This window comes from Nocardia sp. BMG111209, from assembly GCF_000381925.1.
GTDB lineage: Bacteria > Actinomycetota > Actinomycetes > Mycobacteriales > Mycobacteriaceae > Nocardia.
On the sequence record NZ_KB907307.1, the window covers coordinates 3997528 to 4017229 of the forward strand.

Consider the following 19702-nt stretch of genomic DNA (forward strand, 5'->3'; position numbering starts at 1 on the left):
TCGGGTGTAGCGGCGCCCGATATGTCGACGGGGGTACCTGACACCAGGCGTTCGTGTCGGTCCTCTGCGGCAGACTCAACGACGAGTGCCGGGAAACCAACCTGCCGGGGGGAACCATGCTAGGCAAGCCTTTGCTTTTCTTGTCGGGTTATGCGCCGTTGTTTGCCCTGCTCGCGATCCGATTTCAGCCGCTCACACTCCTTGCGGGATGTGCGATCCTGGCGCTACTTGGAGCAACCTCACTGATACTGCTGCTTGTCCTCGATGCTCGAGCGACACCTGGGATACACCGCCTGCAGCAAGTGAAAGACGCTGGCACGGAGGCCGGAGCATATCTGGGTGCCTATCTGCTCCCATTCGTAACGGTCACCACACCGAATCTACGAGACATCCTTGCATACTGCGCCTTCATCGTTGTTTCGGCAGCGATCTACCTTCATTCTTCTCTGGTCCAAATCAACCCTATGCTGTACATTCTCGGCTATCGGGTACTGCAGATCACTGACAGTAACGGTCTGGAAGCATATCTCATTACCCGGCGTAAGATCGAGATCGGTCAATCCGTGGCCGCGACTCGATTTCGAGACGGGGTCCTCGTTGATCGAACGGGACGAAAGGGGCATACCGGCATTGACAATGCTTGAGTTTGGTAACGAAGACACGGCCACACTGGTAGTTGCATGGCGTTCCGGCCGCAACGCACATGGACGCGCACTGAAAGCCGGCGGGGATGTCACATCCAGTCTGCGTCGATACGCGATGGGGGCGCTCAACAAGATCGATAGTACCGAAGGACGTCGATACGACCCAAGCGACGAGCAAGACGATGAGTGCTCGTATCTCGACACCGATCGTGAAGAGCTGCTGGATACGGCACTTCTCGACACAATTTTCAAGGCAGCCTCATTGTCACAAGCTATCGATGACGATCTCCGAAGTCACTCGATAGCGCTCTATGCACTTGTTATAGGAAATGATCCCGATAAGCTTACTGCATTCGTCAGAAAAGGTAACCCGGTGCAGTTGGCGAAGAAAAGTCTGGTCGCTTTGTTTGACCAAACTCTGACGCGCGTAGAAAAGCCGCTACTCGCATTCGATACATTTTACGACGTGATAATTAGGCCGAGTCAGGTACACATCCTCCATCAAAAGAATTTTGAGACTTTATTCAAGGAGAGTGAGGCTGTGCTGGCCAAGACATCCGAGTGGGCCGAGAGTTTAGGTAAGGCCCTGCCGATATTGGCAGAAAGTGTCGAATGGCTATCCAATCGACTTCGGCAAACGTCTGTCATGAGGCGGCGCGTGCAGAGTATTTTGAAGAGTGAATATTTACATCAGCTTACTAATGATGTGTTGCGAGAAAAGATGGAGAGTCGCGGACTCGATCCGGAAAAGTTGATGGACGGAAACCAACTCATTTTAAATAAAGATACCGAACGGGATGTCCTGTTACTCCTAAATGAAGATTTATGGACCGGGGACTTTTCCGGAGAACAGTATGCCGCGACTCGAAAGGCTCGACGGTAGTGGCAGATCGACGCTGACCATGCGTCATTTTCAGTTGCGTTTTAGTAGCCTATCCTCGTCGCCATCGAGTGGCCAGCCGTCAACACCAGATGCCAACGCCGACGTTTGCAACTCAGGCCGTTACAGCAACTGATTTGTCGAAATTCCCTCGGCGCGAACGCGAACCGGCGGATCGATGTCGATCTCGCGCGCTCCCGGCACCGAGACCGTCGATCCGTGTTCCTGCTCATCCTCCATCCACCAACTATGCCGTCATCCCATACCTCAGGAGCAGGCAATCAGCGAGCCCGTTGTCGAAATGAGTCCGCCCACAACGGATGTCGACAACCGCCCCAGATGTCCCTATCCTGGTGATGCGGGCCACGCAGCATGAACAACCCCACCCTGAACATACTCGGCGATACATATTCGTACTGACATCAGCCGTTCGAGGCTCCTCTACTCACACCCGCCGAAACTCATACCTCTTCGAATAGCGAAGCCCGCCAAAGCCTTCCGGCCATCGCCGGATGGCCCGCCACCCTATTCGATAGAGGTGTTCCAAGGTGGGTTCCTCCGAACAGCTCGTGGTCGCGCTCGATTTGACATGTAGGCAATACGTCTGCATGCCAACGGATCCGGCCGACCCACGCGTGCAAGAACTTAGAGCAAAGAGCTTCAGCGGTGACCGGACACTGGTATGTGCTCTCTGCTACGCCGAACGCGACCGGCGGGTTTCCGTCGTCGTCAAGGCCCGAGTAGCCGGCCAACGCCGACCGCATTTCGCTCACCCTTCAGGCTGCGCACCGCCCGAAGGACGGCACAACCCCGAGACTATGTGGCATCTGACCAGCAAGTCGATGCTGGCAGCATGGGCACGGAGGCAACCTGGCGTGGTAGACGTCCGCAACGAGGTGTGGTTACCGAATCACGAACGCCGTGCCGATGTCCATATGGTGTTCGCCGACGGGCACAAGGTCGCCATCGAGATCCAGGGCTATCCGCTGTCCGACGCCGAGTGGGTCAACCGGCACCGTGACTACCAGCACAACGGCGTGGTCGACGTCTGGCTGTGGCGCCCCGATATCCGACCGCACCGGATCGTCCTCAGCGATGGCGACCCTCGACAGCAGCTGTGGACCTTCGACCCTGACCAACAATCCGTCACCTTGTTCGTGGGCGCGCCACATCGAACTCTATGGCCCGACCCAGCAACTCAGGACGACATCGTCCATCGGGTCCGGCACTTGCCGCCATGCATGCACGATGAGCTGATACCGCTCCGGTGCTCGCTGGACGAGCTCACTCTGACCTCGCAGGGCATCCCGTGGAGTGTTCCCGGTTGAATGGACACCGGATCAAGCCGCGATCTGACTGATTTCCCTGAATCCTAACGCATATTCCATTGGTGTCAAATAGTTGAGAGCTGAATGCCTGCGCTGAACGTTGTAGTAGTTCTCGATCCAGCCGAACGTCGCCTTCCGGAGAACCTCGACCGTCGGCCACGGACGGGTATGGATCAGCTCTTTCTTGTAGGTCGCGAACAGTGATTCCGATACGGCATTATCGAAACAAGATCCAGTCCGACCGAGGGAACGGCGGATACCGTTCCGGCGGCAATACCGGTCGAACTCTCGTGAGGTATATTGCGCTCCCCGGTCGCTGTGAAAAATGATACCCGGCTCCGGCCGGCGACGCCCGAGCGCCATATCCAGGGCCTCCAAAACCAGGCTTGTACGCATATGATCCGCCACGGCCCACCCGATCACCGACCGGTCGTGTACATCGATCACCGTGGCCATGTACGCCCACCCGGACCAGGTCTTCACATACGTGATGTCGCCACACCAGCGCCGGCCCGCACCGCCCCCGGTAGCGAAGTCCCGGCCGATCAGATCCGGCGCGCCGACCGGTCGCGTACCCGCAATCGTGGTCCGCCGGAACGACTTCGGATGTCGTCCTTGCAGGCCCGCGGCCCGCATCAACCGCCACACCCGCTTACGTGACACCCGCCACCCCGCCACCGCCAGGCCGGCATGGATCCGGCGCACACCCGGATTACCGCGCAGCTTCTCGAACATCGCCGCGATCAGCCCGGTCAGCGTGACATCCTCCCGGTCCCGGCCGGACACGGCCCGGCCACGCCACGCGTAATACCCCGACCGGGAAACACCCAGTTCCCGGCACATGAATTCGACACCGAAATCCCCGGACTCGACCCAGCCCGCGATCGCAGCGAACTTTACCGCTGGTCTTTCGCGAACCAGGTCGCAACTTTTTTTGCGAACGCGACCTGCATCTTCAGCTCCGCGTTCTCCGCACGCAAACGCTCCAACTCGGCCCGCTCCGAGTCGGTCAAATCCCGATCAGCGGAATCACCGCCACCGGATTCCTTCGCCTTCTTCAACCAATTCCTCAACGTCATCTCGTGGACACCGATATTCCGCGCCACCTCAGCCACCGGCCGACCTTCATCCCGGACGAATCCTACCGCCTGAGCCCTGTACTCATCAGTAAACCTACGCCGCGTCGATCCCAACACCGAACTCCCGTCCTACCGGGCAGCTTCGACCCTCGTGTCCACCAAACCGGGAACGGTCCACCGATCCCTACAGCCCTGAAGGAAGAATTGGCTGTGGAGTTCGTACACGAAAACAACCGAGTGCTCAGAAGCTCGGAGCAGGATCACGACCCGGACAAGCGCACACACTGGACAGAATCCGTCTCGTCCTTTGGTGAAAAAGTCGTTTCTCCAGCGAAGCCTCGCCCATCCATCGACATGGCCGCAATCACTCAACTGCATTGGATCGAACTTCAGAATCGGTTCATGAACGTCGGCCATGTAATCGCCTACGAAGATGCACCACAACTCCGGCGCCCGAACGCGAAACAGCAACTGGTACAGTGCATCCACTGCGGCCAACAACTCTCTTCACGTACGGTTGCCGACGATATCCCCACCTGCGCGTCGCAGTCCACCGCGATACCAAACAGCGATCAGTCACGGCGGGCACACACCCAGCCATTCAGTGTTCAACCTCGGCCGACTACCAAGACGTCTCGACGGACTACGCTTTCAGCGCCCACCCAGGCTCAATCAACTTCCCGCCGCCAGGTGCCCGACCAAGAGCAACTATCGCTTTTTTCGCTGTGAATTCAACGACAATCGGCGAGCGCGGTCAAATGGCTGCGCAAGCCACTGAAGAAGGCTCAATTAGATTGAGTTGCAGTGGTCTACGTGAATACTACTACCAGCGCAACCCGTTCGGCCCATGTGGGCTCCAGCCTTGAAGAAAGGGTTTGAGGTCCTCTGCCTTCGGATCCGGTATGCTCGATGCGATACGTGATAGCTGGAGGATCGGGTCCAGCCTGTCCAGGTGTCGTTCGGCATCATCGAGGCGCTGCACAATAATGTCGCGGTCGCCGCCATCGTACTCTTCAGCGGATATCCTGGCTGCGGCAAGGAATCGGCGGTGCCGGTTGACCGCCTGCCATTCGCCTGAGCAGCCCTTGAAGTGCTCCCATCGCGCCTGCTCGAAGTAGCGTTCTCTCGCAACTTCCATCGCCGCTTCCCAGCGATGCTGACGTTGAGTCTCCTCACGCTGGCGTTGCTGCTCCTGCCAATCAGCGCGGAGCTTGTGGATCTCGAATGCCCGGAACACCTCGGGGAGCTTGTCCTCGACTGTGATGGTTTTCGCGTCACGATAGTGATCGCCGTTGCGGCTACTGCCTCGTCCTTCGACCACCAACTCCAGCTTTCCGGTACCGATGAACTCCCAATCGCGGTGCCTGATCCACGCAGGCAGTCGCTTACGCTCCCGCCACGCCCCTGGGTCAACTCGTGGCGCGCCCGAAGCGGAGATCTCCTTGATCTGGAGACGGTAAGGCCCAGCTGATGTCTGCAGTACCAGGTGAGGATTACTCAGGAAACGCCTTCCGCGGACGTCCGCATCCTGGCCGGCGGCAGCTGCCGTTGTGGCATCTATGCCGCGAACACCTGCCTCGGTGGCGATCGCCTGCAGGATCCGTGCTGCGCGCAGTACGTGGTCTTCGCTAACGAAGTGCCAGTCCTTTTCTGCCACATAGGCTTTGACAGCCGGATGGTACTTTGCGATGTGCTCAGGAATGGGTACCGGACGGGGGTCGATCAGATCGTCGAAGTGTTCGGTGAATACGACCGCTTTCGGACCGGAACCCCATTGCCCTGTCGAGACAATGGTCAGTTTCTTGCCCCTCGGTCGCGCCGGAGACTTCAAGCTCATCGCAACGAGCCGCTCGTGAGATGCGACGATATCGTGATCCTTCTCCAGAACAAGCCGCCCACCCGCCGCCTGAACACGAGCGATCAGGTGGTCTGCGTCCGACTCATCGGGCAGCAGCCCGGCAGGCTGTGCCGAATGCCACTTCCGCCCGGCGTCGGTGATCGCCGCTGTCCAGGTCCGGCTCTTCCCTCTGACGGTGACCAGACCACGGCGCTCCAAGGCGGCGGGCAGTTGCCCGGTGCTCATAGCCGGTGAACACGCCGTCGGGACACCCGTTCAGGATCCATTCGAGGACAGCGATCTGAGCCCGATTCAGCAGCGCGGGATTCTTCCCCATCACCCAATCATGGACGGCATCACCCCTCCCCGTAGACGGTTCGGGTCAACACCTTCGATGATGCACCCTTCGACGGGATTGCCGGTTTGAGCTGTTGGAGCGTAAAGGGGATTATCTCGCACCCATAGATGCCGAGATCCTCAGGAGCTTGTAAGCACCGACGACAACCAACCGTTTCCCGGTTGCCATGTCCTGCGTGTCTTGTCCTCGGCGCTCTGCCGCGGGCGACGCGCGCCGACAGCGCCCTCCGCATCGTAGCGGCGTTCACGAGAACATCGCGGAGACACCGAGACCAGGCAAATGAGCGAGACACCCCGGTCCCGCACCATGCTCGCCGGTCTCGGCAGCACCTCTGCGAGCGACCGCAGCCAGCACGGATGCGAAGAATCGGAAAAAGTTGCTAGAAAGGGGTTTACAGAACCCTCGCAACGAGGTATTTTGCAGGACCCAGTGTGTCGACCGGGCCTACAGAACAGACCCAAGAATAGCAGTAGAGAGTATGGGGCCGGTGATGGTTCGTCAAGCTGGGACCACAACTGCATCAGCGTGATCGCTGGCCTCGACGCGTGCCACGGCAGTCGAGGAGTCGAAGCGGCACAGGGAAACGGCAACAACCACAACCAACCCCGCGACACCCTCCCACAAGCAGGGGACCGCGAGCAGTGGAGGCACCCATGCGCACGCCCGACACCACCCCCGGCAACCCGGACGACAACCCGGGCGCCGTAGTGATTCCACTACGGCGAAAAGCACTCCGGAATAACCTTGACAATAACCGTGAAAAACGCCATGAAACCGATCCTGAACAGCCGGTTTGGCACTACGATCAGGTCAGGAAACGCAGTGCCGACCGGCACTATGCCGGTCGTGTCAGATATGTTCACGGTCCCCGCGCCGAACAATTGCGTGGCGAACTCGCCGATGTCACTCAGCAATTGTTGGAGTGGGCTGTGCAACAACAATCCGATAATGCCAGGCAGGATGGTGCAGCCGCATGACCCCCGACGATCCGCCCGTGAACCCGCCCGCCCCCGCACTGGCTCACCGGGCCGCATCCCTGTCGGCGACCGTGCCCGTGTCGGGGCCGTCGGGGTTGTCCGACTACGCGGTGTCCCCGCTGGGTGTTCCGGTCGCGGTGCTGCGTGACGAGGTCCGGGTGGCGTTTCTGGGCCGCACCTCCACCGAGGACCAGCAGGACCCGCGTCAGTCGATGCTGCGGCAGCTGAACAACTGCAAGACCGCGATCCCCGACTCGTGGGTGATCGTGGCGCACTTCTACGACGTCGAGTCCGGCCGGATGGAACTCGACGACCGTGGCCACGGCAGCGACTACGAACGCTTCGCCATCCCGATCGCCCGAGACGGCGGTGTCGCTGATCTCCGCGACGAGGCCGCCCACCCCGGCCGCCGCTTCGACGTGGTGATCTGCGAAGCCGTCTCCCGCGTCGCCCGGCGCACCTTCGAGGGCCTGTCGATCGAACGTGAGCTCGAATCCGCCGAGGTACCGCTGTTCGCCGCGAACGAGCCGATCACGTTGACCGGCAGCCGCGCCCAGCGGATCCTGCAACGGCGGATCAACCAGTCCGTGGCCGAATACGAAGTCCTCAACACTCTCGAACAATCCTGGGGCGGACTGTGCACCCATGTGCGTGAGGGCTGGAACATCGGCAAACCGCCCTACGGGTACAAGGCGAAGACCTACCGGCATCCCAACCCGACCAAGGCAGCGAAGGGACAGGCCAAGACCCGGCTGGAGCCCGACGGGGTGCGCGGGGAAACTGTCACCCAGATCGCGTTGTGGCGCTACCACGAAGGTCTCGGCTACGACACCATCGCCGACCGCCTCAACACCGACCCGGTGAAATATCCCCCACCTGTGCCACCCGGGCGCGAACGCGCCCGTGGCGCCTGGGGCAAGACGAGCGTGTTCGAGATACTGAAGAACCCGAAATACACCGGGTATCAGGTGTTCAACCGGCGCGCGTCGCGGTCGAGGCACGGGAAGGTCAACGATCCGGTGAAGTGGGTGTGGTCGACCGAGCCCGCGCACGAGCCGTTGATCCCGAAATGGATGTACGACGAACTCGCCGCTCGGCGCTCGGCCCGGCGCGGTTCCCGTGACGGCAACATTCCCAACACCCACCCGGCGACCCGCCGCACCTACCTGCTACGCGGCATGGTGTTCTGCGGGTGCGGACGGCGGATGTTCGGCAACCATCGCCACGACAGCGGTTACTACATGTGTTACCCCCGCAACAACAACCGGGGCCGCCCGGACAAGTACGCCGGCCACCCCAAAGCTGTCTACCTCCGCGAAGACGCCCTCCTGGACGCGATCACCGGATTCTTCGCCGACCGGGTGTTCGGCCCGCACCGCCATGATCTCCTCGCGGCCGACCTCGACGGTCTCGACGACCGGGCCGTGCGGGATCGTCAAGCCGAGCGGGAACGGCTCCAACGAGTGGTGGCAGATGTGACCCGGCGGCAGAATGCAGTGTTGCGGCAAGCCCAGGACGGCGACCCCGACGACCCCTTCACCAAGAGGCTGCGCGGCACCTACAACGACCTCGATGCCGAGAAGACCGCCGCGCTGGCCGTCATCTCCCAACTCGACGCCGCCGACGGCACCGAACCCCACCGGCCCGGCAGCGCCGACATCGCACTCCTCGACGCCCTGCCCTACCTGGCGCTCAATCTCGCCCATGCGCCAGAACCGTTGCTACGCAGATTGTTCGAGATCACCGGACTCGCCGTCCGGTTGCACGACGACGAAGACCAAGTCACCATCACCGTCACACTGCCCGCTGACCAACTCCCCGACATCGCCCACGCGGCGGAAAGGATCACCAACACCATACATACCGCACAACCAATGCCTGCCTACACGGCGGACACCGGTTGTGCAGATGCTGTACGTGCCCCCGGCAGGGCTCGAACCTGCGACCGAGGAATTATGAGTTCCCAGCTCTAACCGACTGAGCTACAGGGGCATGCCCCGGACGATAGCAAGTCGGAGGTGTGGCGACAAAAGATGCCCGTCGGGTCGGGGTGGCAGCGGATGGCGGGTCTTGCTGTGTTCGGGCTCCGGGGGCGGCTGTAGCTGGGCCGAGGCCCGGGTGCGAATCGTCGGTGGGCCGCCGCGAGCAGCAGCGGCGGCGCGAGCGGGCACCGCGCGAGCGGGCGGCGGCGCGGCTCACCTCGCGCTCAGGCGGAGGGGATGTGGCACGGCCCGCGATACAGATCCCTCGCCGAACTAACCTCCGAGCACTCGGATCGATCCCCACATCCGAGTTGATCATGGTGAGTACTCGAAACGGGCGGTGCCGGTTGGTAACTGGCACCGCGTGGGGGGTGGGTGGACTTCGGCGCGGAACTCCGACAAACCGGTTCGGAGGCGATACCCTCTCTGCGGCGCGGAAACTCGCGCCACATCGAAAGGATGAAGTGTTCATGATCAAGACCCTCGTTGCCGCCGGGATTCTCGGCGCGGCTGTCGCCACCGCCGGTGTCGGTGTCGCCTCCGCTCACCCGGTTGTCGTGCACAGCGACTACATCGGCAACTACGCCACCCAGGAGGCGTGTGCCGCCGACGGTGCGTCGCCGAAGACCGGTGGCTCGCAGTACACCTGCACCCAGGCGCAGGACGGCACCTGGGATCTCGTCACCGCCTGATCGTTGGTGATCTCCGGGTGATCCGGGGGCTTTGGTGAGATGACCCGGTTGGCCTTGCTCGGGAGCCGACCGGGTTCGACACCGGTGCTGGTGAGCGTCAGCGGCTCGGGGCGTTCGATCACCAGCACCGGTCGTATCCGAGATGTGTCCGGCGGGCCGCGCAAGCCGCCGCCGGACACCACAGAGGTATTCGGGCCCGAGGGGCTCGCGGATGGTATCGGCGCCGTATTCGGGGGAACGGGCGAAACCGATAGGGTGGCCGCGACGACACAGGAGGCGGCGATGGCGAGTCTGTTCGGGAATGTGTTGCGGGTGCACCAGAAGATCTACGAGGCTTCCGATGGGCTGGTGGGGCATCGGGTGTTGTTCGGGAATCCGACGTTGTTGCTGCGGACCGTGGGGCGGAAGTCGGGGCAGTCGCGGGTCAGCGCGCTGACCTACGCGCGCGACGGCGAGGATTGGCTGGTGACCGCCTCCAACGGCGGGGCGCCGCGGCCGCCGGGGTGGCTCGCGAATCTGAAGGCGGCGCCGGAGGTGGAGATCCAGGTCGGGCGGCGGCGGGTGCCGGTCACGGCGCGGGCGACCTATCCGGAGGATCCGGATTATGCGCGGCGGTGGGCCCTGGTCGACAAGGTCAACCAGGGGCGCTACACCGCGTATCAGCAGCGGACCGAGCGGCCGATCTCGGTGGTGGTACTCAGTCCGCGTACCGCCTGATCAGACCGTCAGGATCGTACGGCCGAGGGTGGTGCGGGCCGCCATGGCGGCGTGGGCCTCGGCGGCCTGTTCCAGGGCGAAGAGGCCGCCCACGGTGACGGTGAGGCGCCCGGCGGCGGCCTCGGCGAGGGCGCGAGCGCCGATCTCCTTCCAGTCGAGGCCGCCGGCCGTGACCGAGCGCAGCGGGATCAGCGTGATGTCGCGGGCCGTCGCCGTCTCCTCGTCGATCGCGAAACCGCCTGCGGCGCTGCCGAAGGCGAGGAAGCGGGCGCCGGATGCGGTGGCGTCCACCGCGGCCCGGCCCAGTGGGCCGCCGGCGCCGTCGAAGACGATGTCGGCGCCCTCGCCGCCGGTGGCCTTCAGAACCTGCTCCGCCCAATCGGATTCGCTGTAGTCGACCAGGGTGGTGGCGCCCAGGCGTTGCGCCAGGGCCAGTTTCGCTTCGCCTCTGGCGGCGGCGATCACCTTCGCGCCTGCGGCGGCGGCCAATTGGGTGAGCAGGGTGCCGAGGCCGCCGCCTGCGGCGGTGATCAGGATGCGGTCGCCGGGGCGGATCGCCGCCGCCTCGAACAGGGCCAGGGCGGTGCGGCCGTCGTGGACCAGGGCGGCGGCGGTGGTGAGGTCCAGGTCGGCGGGGACCTCGTTCAGGGTTTGTTCCTTGGCCAGGGCCTTCTCGGCGTAGCCGCCCGTCGGGACGCCGCCGCCGATCCCGCTGGCGGCGGTCTGGGTGGCGACCCGCTTGCCCAGCCAGGAGGGGTCCACCCCGGCGCCGACCGCGGACACCACGCCCGCGACGGCGCCGCCGGGGATGTAGGGGGGCCGCACCGGGAAGAAGTCGGTGCCCCAGCCGCTGCGCAGCAGGGTGTCGAGGAACATGACGTCGGCGGCCGCGACGTCGACGAGCACCTCCCCCGGGCCGGCCACCGGGTCGGGGACCGGGCCGGGGGTGAGCACCTCGGGACCGCCGAACGAATTCGCTTGCACAGCACGCATGTCGATCGTTTTCCTTTCGTCAGAGCACGATTCGACCAGGCTGCTACCTCAACAATGCTCGAGGTCAAGCGGGACGGCGATATCCGCCGGTCAGCGGTGTACCCGGACGGGTACGTTGGTCCAGCCGCCGACGCTGGTGACGTGAGCGCGGCGCAGGCCGGAGCGGTCCAGTTCGTATTCCGGCATCAGATCGAGCATGGCGTCCAGCGCGATTCGGCCCTCGAGCCGGGCCAGGGCCGCGCCGAGACACCGGTGGATGCCGTAGCCGAGACCCAGGTTGTTGCCGGTGAAGGGGCGGGTGATGTCGAAACGCTCGGCGTCGGTGAAGCTGCGCGGATCCCGGGTCGCCGAGGCCAGCAGCATCAGGACCGGACTCTCGGCCGGAATCGTGCGGTCGTGCAGGGTGATGTCGCGGCGGCTGTAGCGCACGTCGTACTGGACCGGGCCGTCGTAGCGCAGCAGTTCCTCGAAGGCGCCGGGGATCAGGGAGCGATCGGCGCGCATCGCCTGCCACTGGTCCGGATGATCGGCGAAGACCACCGTGGCGATGCCCAGCACCTTGGCGACGGTTTCCGCGCCGGCGCCGGCCAGCAGCGCGGCGAAGCCGAGGATCTCGCGGTCGCTGAGCCGGGTGCTGCTGCCGTCCTCGCGGTCCACCTCGACCTCGATCAGGCGGCTGATCATGTCGTCCTGCGGATTCGCGCGGCGTTCGGCGATCAGCCGCGCGTAGAACATGGTGGATTCGATGACCGCGGCCTTCCCCTCCTCGCTGAGTTCCATCTGGCCGGGGGCGCGCTCGAGCGGTGCGGCCAGCCAGGCGCGCAGTTGCTGCCGATCCTCCCGCGGCACGCCGAGCATGGTGGTGATGACCTCGATCGGGAACAACGTGGAGAAGTCCTCGACCAGGTCGAATCGCTCGGGATCCAGGCGTTCGGCGAATTCGCGCACGGTCGCGGTGATCATCGGTTCCAGTTCCGCGATGGCACGCGGGGTGAAGACCTTGTTGACCAGCTTGCGCATCCGGGTGTGTTCCGGCGGATCCATCATGATGATCATCGGGATGCGCTGGTCCGGGGGCTCCGGGGCGAGCACCTGTTCGAGGGTGACGCCGCGGGCGGAGGAGTACGCGTCGAAATCCTTCATCGCCGGCGCCACGTCGGCGTAGCGGGACAGGGCGTAGAAGCCGTAGCGGGGGTTGTGATAGACGGGAGCCTCGTCGCGCAACCGGCGGTAGATCGGGTGCGGATCCTCGTGGAAGTGCGCGGCGAACGGGTCGAAGTCGATGGCGTCGTCGGAGACGAGCGTGTCGGTCATGATGCCTCTCTCTCGTGCGGCCGAGGCACCCGCTTCCCCCGTGAACAGGCAGGAGACACCTAGGATTCGACAACGAGCGAAGGAACGGACCGGGCCGCTCGACCGCGGCTAGTATTACACTTCTTACAAAAACTGTAAAGGTTGTAAAGTGGACTCGACTTCCGGCAACCGCGACACCGGCACCCGCACGCGCATCCTGCGCGCGACCTACGAGGTGCTCAGCCGCAGGGGTTACGGCAAGCTGAGCCTGTCCGACGTGGCCACCCAGGCGAAGATCTCCCGCCCCACGCTCTACCGGCTGTTCTCCTCCAAGGAGGAACTGCTCGCCGCCTTCGGCGAATACGAACTGCACAATGTGGAGAAGGCGTTGCGGCGCGCCGCGACGGGACCGACCGAGGCCGACCGCCTCGATGCCGTACTCCGGTCCATCGTCGCCTCGCAGAGCACGTATCGGCTGACCAGCCTCGTGCACATCGAGCCGGATCACGTTCTCTCCCAGATGAATCGGATCGTGCCGATCATGCGCGACCTGCTCGCGCCGCTGGTGCCGCACGGCGATCCCGCGGTCATCGCGGGCACGATCGTCCGGCTCGCGGTCTCCCACTATCTGGTCGCCGCCGACGATCACGAGGAATTCCTGGCCCAATTACGCCATGTCGCAGGCATTTCCGGCGTGGACTGAACGGTCCGGGCCGCTCCGGGTGGCATTCCGGCAAAATCTTCGCTACTGTGGCAGGTCGAGGGGAGTACTTCTCAAGCGCCGACTCGGTCAGTACGGATTCCACCGGCGGGATCCCCGGGCGGCCACCCATTACGGGTGAAGGAGACCTCGGGTCATTTGTGGTACCCGAGGAGTCTCATGCTTTCCATCGTGGCAGCGTCCGCGTCGTCGTCCGAGAACACGCTGCACACCGTTGCGTCGCCTTGGTTGTGGTTCGCCACGATCGCCGGAGTGCTGGCGCTGCTGGTTCTGGATTTCGCCGTCACCCGGCGGCCGCACGAGGTGTCGACCCGTGAGGCGCTGAAGTGGACGGTCTTCTATCTGGCGCTGCCGTTCGGATTCGCGGGTTTGCTGTGGGCCGTATTCGGGGGAAAACCGGCGGGTGAATTCGTCACCGGCTATCTCGTGGAGAAATCGCTGTCGGTCGACAATCTGTTCGTCTTCATGCTGTTGCTGTCCGCCTTCGCGGTGCCGGCCGCGCTGGCCCAGCGGGTGCTGCTGTACGGGATCGCCGGTGCGCTGGTGTTGCGCGGGGTGTTCATCGCGGTGGGTGCCGGTGCGCTGGCCGCCTTCGACTGGGCGTTCCTGCTGTTCGGGGTGATACTCCTGTTCACCGCCGGGAAGTTGATCCGCGACGCGGTGACCGGGCACGAGCAGACCGTGGAGGTCGGCCGGATGCGTTCGGTGCGGCTGCTGCGCCGGCTGGTGCCGGTGACCGACGAATATCAGGGGCCGCGGATGTTCGGGCGGGTCGCGGGACGGCGGGCGGTCACGCCCCTGGCGCTGGTGGTGGTCGCGGTGATGACCACCGATCTGATCTTCGCGGTGGATTCGGTACCCGCGGTGTACGGGGTGACCGGTGATCCGTATCTGGTGTTCGCCACCAACGCCTTCGCGCTGCTGGGTCTGCGGGCCCTGTATTTCGTGCTGCACGCGGCGCTGGCGCGGCTGGTGCACCTCGCCTACGGACTGGCGGCGATCCTGGGCTTCATCGGCCTGAAGCTGGTGCTGGAATGGCTGCACGACACCGGCGTCTCGGTGCCCGAGATCCCCACCGTGGCCTCGCTTCTGGTGATCGTCGGGGCGCTCGGCGTGGTCACGGCCACCAGCCTGTACGCGACCCGGGATCGCACCGCCTGAGCCGGGACCGGCTCGACTTCCGCTGCGCCGCAGCGGTTCTCACCGCTGCACTACGGCGGCGGCGCCGTCAGCTGCCGCCGCCGCAACTGCTCCCGCCACCGCAGCTACTGCCCCCGCCACAACTGCTGCCGCCCCCGCAGCTGCTCCCACCACCGCAACTGCTGCTGTGATGCGAACCACCGTCGTGGTGCGAACTGCCGCCGTGGTGCGAACCGCTGTCGTGGTGATGCGTCGACCCCGGGCCGCTGTCGTGATGACCGCCGTGCGAGTGATGGCCGCCGGACCAGCCCGCCGACTCACCGGCGGCCCACAGCGCGGCGTTGCGCGAGAAGTCGTCGTCGCTGCCGCTGTAATAGTCCGAACCCCCGGCGCCGTAACGCCGCACCCGACCACGCCGGGACGCGCGCCGGGCCCCGGACCGGACGGCCACGCGAATGATGATGAAAACCAGGATCACGGGCCCGAACACGAACAGGCCCATGACCAGGATGACGCTCATATATGCAGCTTCGCGGCACCGCCGCCGCCCGTCAACCACCGAATTCCGGGGGAGCGCCGCACGGTTGCCCACCGGGTCCGCCCGGCTCTACCGTGAGGTGTGCTGTGGCAACGTTTTCCGCGCACCGCCGCGAACCCGATGCGGCGCATCGACCTGCCCCGGATGCACCGGGCCGTCGAGGCGCTGGAACTGTCCGAGGCGGTCTTCAAGACCTCGCCGTGGCAACCGCGCGCACTGGTGGAAACCGGCCTGCGGCAATGGCTGCGCTGCTGCGGCGCGGCGATGCGCGACGGCAGGCGGATCGGCATGCCGTCGCATGCCGTGGACGAGGCCTGGCACGGCCTGATCCTCTGCACCGGCCGCTACGCTCGCTTCTGCGACGACGCCTACGGCCGCTTCCTGCACCATTTTCCGGAGGGTGACGGATTCGGCGGCGGCACAGCCGATTCGATGTCCGATCAGCTCGGCCGCACGGTGGTCGCCTGGTCGCTGGTGGCCCACCCCGGTGAGCGATGCGTGCTGTGGGATCTCGACACCGTGGTGGGCGTCGACCGGCCCTGGGGTGTCCCCCGCGAGCGGGTCGACGCCATCGAAAAGGCCCTGCGCGCAACCGATTCCGGAACCGCCCGGACCCGGTGAGCGCCGTGCCGCGCGGCAACCGGGATCGGCTGCCGCGCAACGCCGTACTCAGTTGGTGATCCGGCCGCCGGCGACGTCGACGGTGATTCCGCTGAGATAGGCCGAGGCGTCCGAGGCAAGGAACAGGGCGGTCTGGGCGACGTCGTCGGTGGTGCCGAGGCGGCGCAGCGGATGCATCTCGGCCACCCGCTGCTGGACCGGCTCGGGCATGTTCGCGGCGACCTTCTCGGTACGGATCGACGACGGCGCGATGGCGTTGATCCGGATCCCGTCGGGTCCCAGTTCGGTGGCCAGGTGGCGGGTGAGCATGATCAGGCCCGCGTTGGCGACGCCGTAGGCCAGATTGGCCTGGCTGGGCTGGCGGCCCGCGGCGGAGGCCATGGTGACGATCACCCCGCGCCGGCGTTCCAGCATGGCCGGCAGGAATGTCCGGATGGTGAGGAAGGCCGAGGTCAGATCGGAGTCGAGGACCTCGTACCAGCGCTCGACACTCAGCCGGTGACTCGGTGTCGGGAACCCCTGTCCGCCCGCGAAGGCGGCCAGGATGTCGGCCGGGCCGAGTTCGGATTCGACGATCGGGCCCAGTTCGGCCAGGGCATCGGGATTCGTCACGTCCGCGACTCTGCCGAGCGCGGTGCCGCCCGCGGCGGTGATATCGGCGACGACCCCCGCGAGGGCGTTCTCGTCGCGGCCGACGACGCAGACCGCGGTGCCCTGGGCGGCGAGCAGGCGAGCGGTCCGCGCGCCGATCCCCCGGGAGCCACCGGTGACGACGGCAACCTTGCCGTCGAGGTCGGAATAGGTGCTGAGCATGGGAATTCCCCTCGTGGGCAACCGGTTTCGGGTCAGGCGTCGCGGCGGTGCAGCGGCAGGCGGAAGGCGGTCACCAGCAACCAGAGCAGGCCGCCGAACCGCACGACGGGCAGCAGATAGGTCAGCGCGTCGACCAGCAGGCCCAGCGTGGCGACCGCACCCACCACGGCGATCGCCAGGCCGATCCAGGCCAGCGCGGGCGGCACCAGACGGGCCAGCAGTCCCGGTACCGCGATACCGGCGATGAGCAGGCCGAAACCCGCCGCGTACAGCGGGCCGCCGGCGACGAACGACAGATCGGCCAGGGCGCGGGCCAACGCCGGGCCCGCATCCTCGCCCAGGCGGGCCCCGGCCCAGCCGAACAGGCCGGACAGGGCGAGCGCGACGGCGGCGAGGGTGCCGCCGAGCAGCGCGATGGCCGAACCGGGTGCGGTGATCCCGAGGGCGCGCAGCCGGCGGTAGACCACCGCGGTGACGATCGTCAGCGGCATCGCGGAGACCAGGATCAGGAATGCGCCTGCCTTCTGCGTGCCCGAATGGTCCAGGGCATAACGCAATACGTCGGCGCCGGAGGCGTCGGGATGCGGGGTGGATCGGTTGAGGATCACGTACGCGACGGTGAGGGCCGTGAACGCGAGGGTGGGTATCCACAGCGGCGGCCCGGCCTGCGGGCGGCGGCGGGTGCGGGGCGCGGTGTCGGTGGTCATGGAGTCCTCCTGGCTCGAGCGGGAACAACCGTATACAGAAATAATGATTACAATCTGTAACGATTGTCAAGGCGCTATGATGCCCGGGTGGAAACGAACAGTGAGACCGGTGGGCCGCCCCGGGGCGGTGGCGTCGCCTTCCTGCTCGCGCAGCTCGGCGCGCACGCCACCACCCGATTCGCCGAACGGGTCGCCGAACTCGATCTGACCCCGCCGCAGGCCGGACTGTTGCGGCTGCTGGCCGCGACACCGGGCCGCAGCCAGCGCGAACTCGCCGATGCGCTGGGGTTGCCACCGAGCCGGTTCGTCCCGTTCGCGGACGCGATGGAACAGCGCGGGCTCATCGAACGCCGCCGCAACCCCGAGGACCGGCGGCTGCACGCGATCCATCTGACCGCGCGGGGCGAGGCGCTACTCGGCCGCCTCCGCGAGGTCGGGATGGCCCACGAACAGGCCGTGTGCGCGGCGCTCAGCGCCGAGGAGCGCACCACCCTGCAGTCCCTGCTGCAACGGGTGGCCGCGGAACAGGGGCTGACGCCGCTGCTGCATCCGGGCTATACGAAACTCTGAGAATCGTTGCCGGACAGCACAACCCGACTCAGGTCAGCTTCACCCGGGACGCGGCGAACCGCACCAGGGCGGGGGCCAGGCGGTTGACGTGGTACTGGAGATGCGCCTCCGGGGTCACGGGGACGACCGCCCGGTCGTTCGCCACCGCCCGCACGATCTGCTCGGCGACCTTCTCCGGGCCGTAGCCGCGACGGCGGTACAGGGCGTCGTAGTGGGCCTGGCGGTCGGCCTCATCGGTCGCGGACAGGCCCGAGAATCGGGTGGTGGCAACGATATTCGTGTGCACGATACCCGGGCACACGGTGTGCACCGAGATCCCGCGGCCGGCCAGTTCCGCGCGCAGGCAGTCGGAGAACATGAACACCGCCGACTTGCTCGTCGAGTACGCACTGAAACCGCGCTGCGGGGTGTAGGCGGCCATGCTGGACAGATTCACGATGTGGCCGCCGAGGCCACGCTCGGCCATCGCCGCGCCGAAGGTGCGGCAGCCGTGCACCACACCGCCCAGGTTGATGCGCAGCACCCGGTCGAAGTCGGCCGAGGTGGTGTCGAAGAAGTCGCCCGCCTGCCCGACGCCGGCGTTGTTGATCAGGATGTCCGGCACGCCGTGAGTGGCGGTCACGGTGGCGCAGTGCGCCGCGACGGCCGCCTCGTCGGCCACGTCCACGGCGTAGGGGTGGGCGACGCCGCCCGCCGCGGCCACCAGGGCGGCGGTGTCCTTCGCCGCGTCGGGATCGATATCGGACAGGACGATCTCGGCGCCGAGCCGGGCGAACGCGAGGGCCGTCTCGCGGCCGATCCCGCTGCCGCCGCCGGTGATCACCACCAGGTGATCGTCGAACGGCCGTCCCGGGCGGCCCACCTCGGCACGGCGCAGGGTCCGCGGCGCGGCGCCGCCGGCCAGGGATTCCACGAGTTCCGTGGTGGCCGTGGCGAGCAGCTCCGGATGGGAGAACGGCAGCCAGTGCCCGCCGCCCACCTCGCGGCGCCACAGCTGGGCGGTCCACCGGGGCGTGTCCTCGTATCCGGCGGGGCGCACCGCGACATCCCGGCGCGCGATGATCAGCTGTACCGGCACCTCGGTGTGGCGGCGGCGCGGCACGAACGCGCGGCGGAAGATGTTCGCCCGATAGATCCGCATACCGTCGAAGAAGTCCTGGCGGAACAGCGGCCCGAGGGTCACGTTCGCCGGTGAGGTCTCGTTCATCATGGCGACGAACTGCCGCCACACCCGCTCGGTCGCCACCGGCCGCAGCACCACGCGCGGCAGTCCGGGCGTCATGAACAGCAGCGTGTAGGCCGAGGACACCATCTGGGTGAACGGCGCCCACACCGCGCCGCGGAAGAGTTTGCGCCACGCCCAGCGCGAGAGGTGATCGAGGTTCGGTCCGGATACCGAGGTGAACGACGCGATCCGGCCGGCCGCCTCGGGCAGGCACACCGCCGTCCACATCTGCACCGAACCCCAATCGTGGGCGAGGACGTGCACGGGCCGATCCGGACTGACCGCGGCGGCCACCGCGAAGAAGTCCCCGGCGAACCGATCCAGCCGGTAGTCCGCGGTGCGGTCGGTGCGGGTGGACCGGCCGTGGCCGCGGGTGTCGTAGGCGACGACGTGAAAACGCCCGGCCAGCAACGGGATCACCCGATCCCACAGGTGGTGGTCGTCGGGCCAGCCGTGGACCAGCACCACGGTGTCGGCGGCGGGATCGCCGTATTCGTAGACGGCCAGGTCGAATCCGTCGTGGTGGACGATCCGTTCGGCATCCGGGACGGGGGTCGAGTCGGTCAACGCCATCTCCTCGGCACTCG

At 65.7% G+C, this 19702-nt stretch carries 21 protein-coding genes, 1 tRNA gene and 1 pseudogene; 12 read left to right on the forward strand and 11 right to left on the reverse strand.

Translation table 11 applies throughout. The annotated features are described in order from the left end of the window. The first annotated feature begins 53 nt into the window (after positions 1–53). The 3 genes from G361_RS49500 (at position 54) to G361_RS48405 (ending at position 2852) form a co-directional block, all read left to right on the forward strand. Positions 54–644, forward strand: a complete 591-nt coding sequence (locus G361_RS49500) for a hypothetical protein (RefSeq protein ID WP_155981494.1) — start codon at positions 54–56, stop codon at positions 642–644. Next, positions 598–1527 (forward strand): Kiwa anti-phage protein KwaB-like domain-containing protein, encoded by a 930-nt coding sequence (locus tag G361_RS49505; RefSeq protein WP_155981495.1) that lies wholly within the window; start codon positions 598–600, stop codon positions 1525–1527. The genes G361_RS49500 and G361_RS49505 overlap by 47 nt, the downstream gene beginning before the upstream one ends. A gap of 545 nt (positions 1528–2072) precedes the next feature. Next, complete coding sequence (locus G361_RS48405; protein WP_081635418.1) at positions 2073–2852, forward strand: competence protein CoiA family protein; 780 nt, start codon at positions 2073–2075, stop codon at positions 2850–2852. A gap of 12 nt (positions 2853–2864) precedes the next feature. Here the strand turns inward: G361_RS48405 and G361_RS0118380 are convergent, their stop codons facing one another. Continuing rightward, positions 2865–3773, reverse strand: coding sequence for an IS3 family transposase (locus G361_RS0118380; RefSeq protein ID WP_196814543.1), 909 nt, complete (start codon positions 3771–3773; stop codon positions 2865–2867). Beyond that, positions 3749–4048: a transposase gene (locus tag G361_RS50390; protein WP_196814393.1), complete on the reverse strand. Its 300-nt coding sequence runs from the start codon at positions 4046–4048 to the stop codon at positions 3749–3751. Before G361_RS50390 ends, G361_RS0118380 begins: the two co-directional genes overlap by 25 nt. A gap of 93 nt (positions 4049–4141) precedes the next feature. On the opposite strand from G361_RS50390, the gene G361_RS49510 reads away from it, so the two are divergent. Continuing rightward, entirely contained in the window at positions 4142–4660 is a 519-nt protein-coding gene (locus tag G361_RS49510; protein WP_155981496.1) for a hypothetical protein, read from the forward strand. A 94-nt stretch (positions 4661–4754) separates the two neighbouring features. Here the strand turns inward: G361_RS49510 and G361_RS49515 are convergent, their stop codons facing one another. Beyond that, positions 4755–6014, reverse strand: a complete 1260-nt coding sequence (locus G361_RS49515; protein WP_155981497.1) for a hypothetical protein — start codon at positions 6012–6014, stop codon at positions 4755–4757. Between the two features lie 765 nt (positions 6015–6779). Here G361_RS49515 and G361_RS49520 point away from each other — a divergent pair. Further along, entirely contained in the window at positions 6780–7103 is a 324-nt protein-coding gene (locus tag G361_RS49520) for a hypothetical protein (RefSeq protein ID WP_155981498.1), read from the forward strand. A 299-nt stretch (positions 7104–7402) separates the two neighbouring features. Then, positions 7403–8386: pseudogene (locus tag G361_RS51835) on the forward strand (recombinase family protein); the annotation flags it as partial. Here G361_RS51835 and G361_RS51005 read toward each other — a convergent pair. Next, positions 8273–8809: a hypothetical protein gene (locus G361_RS51005; protein ID WP_026343189.1), complete on the reverse strand. Its 537-nt coding sequence runs from the start codon at positions 8807–8809 to the stop codon at positions 8273–8275. The pseudogene G361_RS51835 and the gene G361_RS51005 sit on opposite strands and share 114 nt — an antisense overlap. A 212-nt stretch (positions 8810–9021) precedes the next feature. Further along, positions 9022–9095: transfer RNA gene (locus tag G361_RS0118415), tRNA-Ile, on the reverse strand. A 460-nt stretch (positions 9096–9555) separates the two neighbouring features. On the opposite strand from G361_RS0118415, the gene G361_RS44055 reads away from it, so the two are divergent. After that, positions 9556–9777, forward strand: coding sequence for a hypothetical protein (locus tag G361_RS44055; protein WP_036495210.1), 222 nt, complete (start codon positions 9556–9558; stop codon positions 9775–9777). 282 nt (positions 9778–10059) lie between these two features. Further along, positions 10060–10494, forward strand: a complete 435-nt coding sequence (locus tag G361_RS0118425) for a nitroreductase family deazaflavin-dependent oxidoreductase (RefSeq protein ID WP_026343190.1) — start codon at positions 10060–10062, stop codon at positions 10492–10494. Here the strand turns inward: G361_RS0118425 and G361_RS0118430 are convergent, their stop codons facing one another. Next, positions 10495–11487: a zinc-binding dehydrogenase gene (locus G361_RS0118430; RefSeq protein ID WP_026343191.1), complete on the reverse strand. Its 993-nt coding sequence runs from the start codon at positions 11485–11487 to the stop codon at positions 10495–10497. A 90-nt stretch (positions 11488–11577) separates the two neighbouring features. After that, positions 11578–12801 (reverse strand): cytochrome P450, encoded by a 1224-nt coding sequence (locus G361_RS0118435; RefSeq protein WP_019928579.1) that lies wholly within the window; start codon positions 12799–12801, stop codon positions 11578–11580. A 148-nt stretch (positions 12802–12949) separates the two neighbouring features. Here G361_RS0118435 and G361_RS0118440 point away from each other — a divergent pair, with 148 nt between their 5' ends. Continuing rightward, positions 12950–13483 (forward strand): TetR/AcrR family transcriptional regulator, encoded by a 534-nt coding sequence (locus G361_RS0118440; RefSeq protein WP_019928580.1) that lies wholly within the window; start codon positions 12950–12952, stop codon positions 13481–13483. A 177-nt stretch (positions 13484–13660) separates the two neighbouring features. Continuing rightward, positions 13661–14662, forward strand: coding sequence for a TerC/Alx family metal homeostasis membrane protein (locus tag G361_RS0118445; RefSeq protein WP_036494158.1), 1002 nt, complete (start codon positions 13661–13663; stop codon positions 14660–14662). A 67-nt stretch (positions 14663–14729) separates the two neighbouring features. On the opposite strand, the gene G361_RS47780 is transcribed toward G361_RS0118445, so the two are convergent. Beyond that, positions 14730–15161, reverse strand: coding sequence for a hypothetical protein (locus G361_RS47780; protein WP_019928582.1), 432 nt, complete (start codon positions 15159–15161; stop codon positions 14730–14732). 138 nt (positions 15162–15299) lie between these two features. On the opposite strand from G361_RS47780, the gene G361_RS0118455 reads away from it, so the two are divergent. Next, positions 15300–15800, forward strand: a complete 501-nt coding sequence (locus tag G361_RS0118455) for a hypothetical protein (RefSeq protein ID WP_036495211.1) — start codon at positions 15300–15302, stop codon at positions 15798–15800. 48 nt (positions 15801–15848) lie between these two features. On the opposite strand, the gene G361_RS0118460 is transcribed toward G361_RS0118455, so the two are convergent. Together G361_RS0118460 and G361_RS0118465 are read right to left on the reverse strand one after the other, a co-directional pair. Continuing rightward, the gene (locus G361_RS0118460) at positions 15849–16613 is read right to left on the reverse strand and encodes an SDR family NAD(P)-dependent oxidoreductase (RefSeq protein ID WP_019928584.1); all 765 of its coding nucleotides are present in this window, start codon (positions 16611–16613) and stop codon (positions 15849–15851) included. Positions 16614–16645: 32 nt separating this feature from the next. After that, positions 16646–17320: a hypothetical protein gene (locus tag G361_RS0118465; protein ID WP_019928585.1), complete on the reverse strand. Its 675-nt coding sequence runs from the start codon at positions 17318–17320 to the stop codon at positions 16646–16648. Positions 17321–17407: 87 nt separating this feature from the next. Here G361_RS0118465 and G361_RS0118470 point away from each other — a divergent pair, with 87 nt between their 5' ends. After that, positions 17408–17890: a MarR family winged helix-turn-helix transcriptional regulator gene (locus tag G361_RS0118470; RefSeq protein WP_019928586.1), complete on the forward strand. Its 483-nt coding sequence runs from the start codon at positions 17408–17410 to the stop codon at positions 17888–17890. A 28-nt stretch (positions 17891–17918) separates the two neighbouring features. Here the strand turns inward: G361_RS0118470 and G361_RS0118475 are convergent, their stop codons facing one another. Then, positions 17919–19688, reverse strand: coding sequence for an SDR family oxidoreductase (locus tag G361_RS0118475; protein ID WP_019928587.1), 1770 nt, complete (start codon positions 19686–19688; stop codon positions 17919–17921). Positions 19689–19702 lie beyond the last annotated feature (14 nt).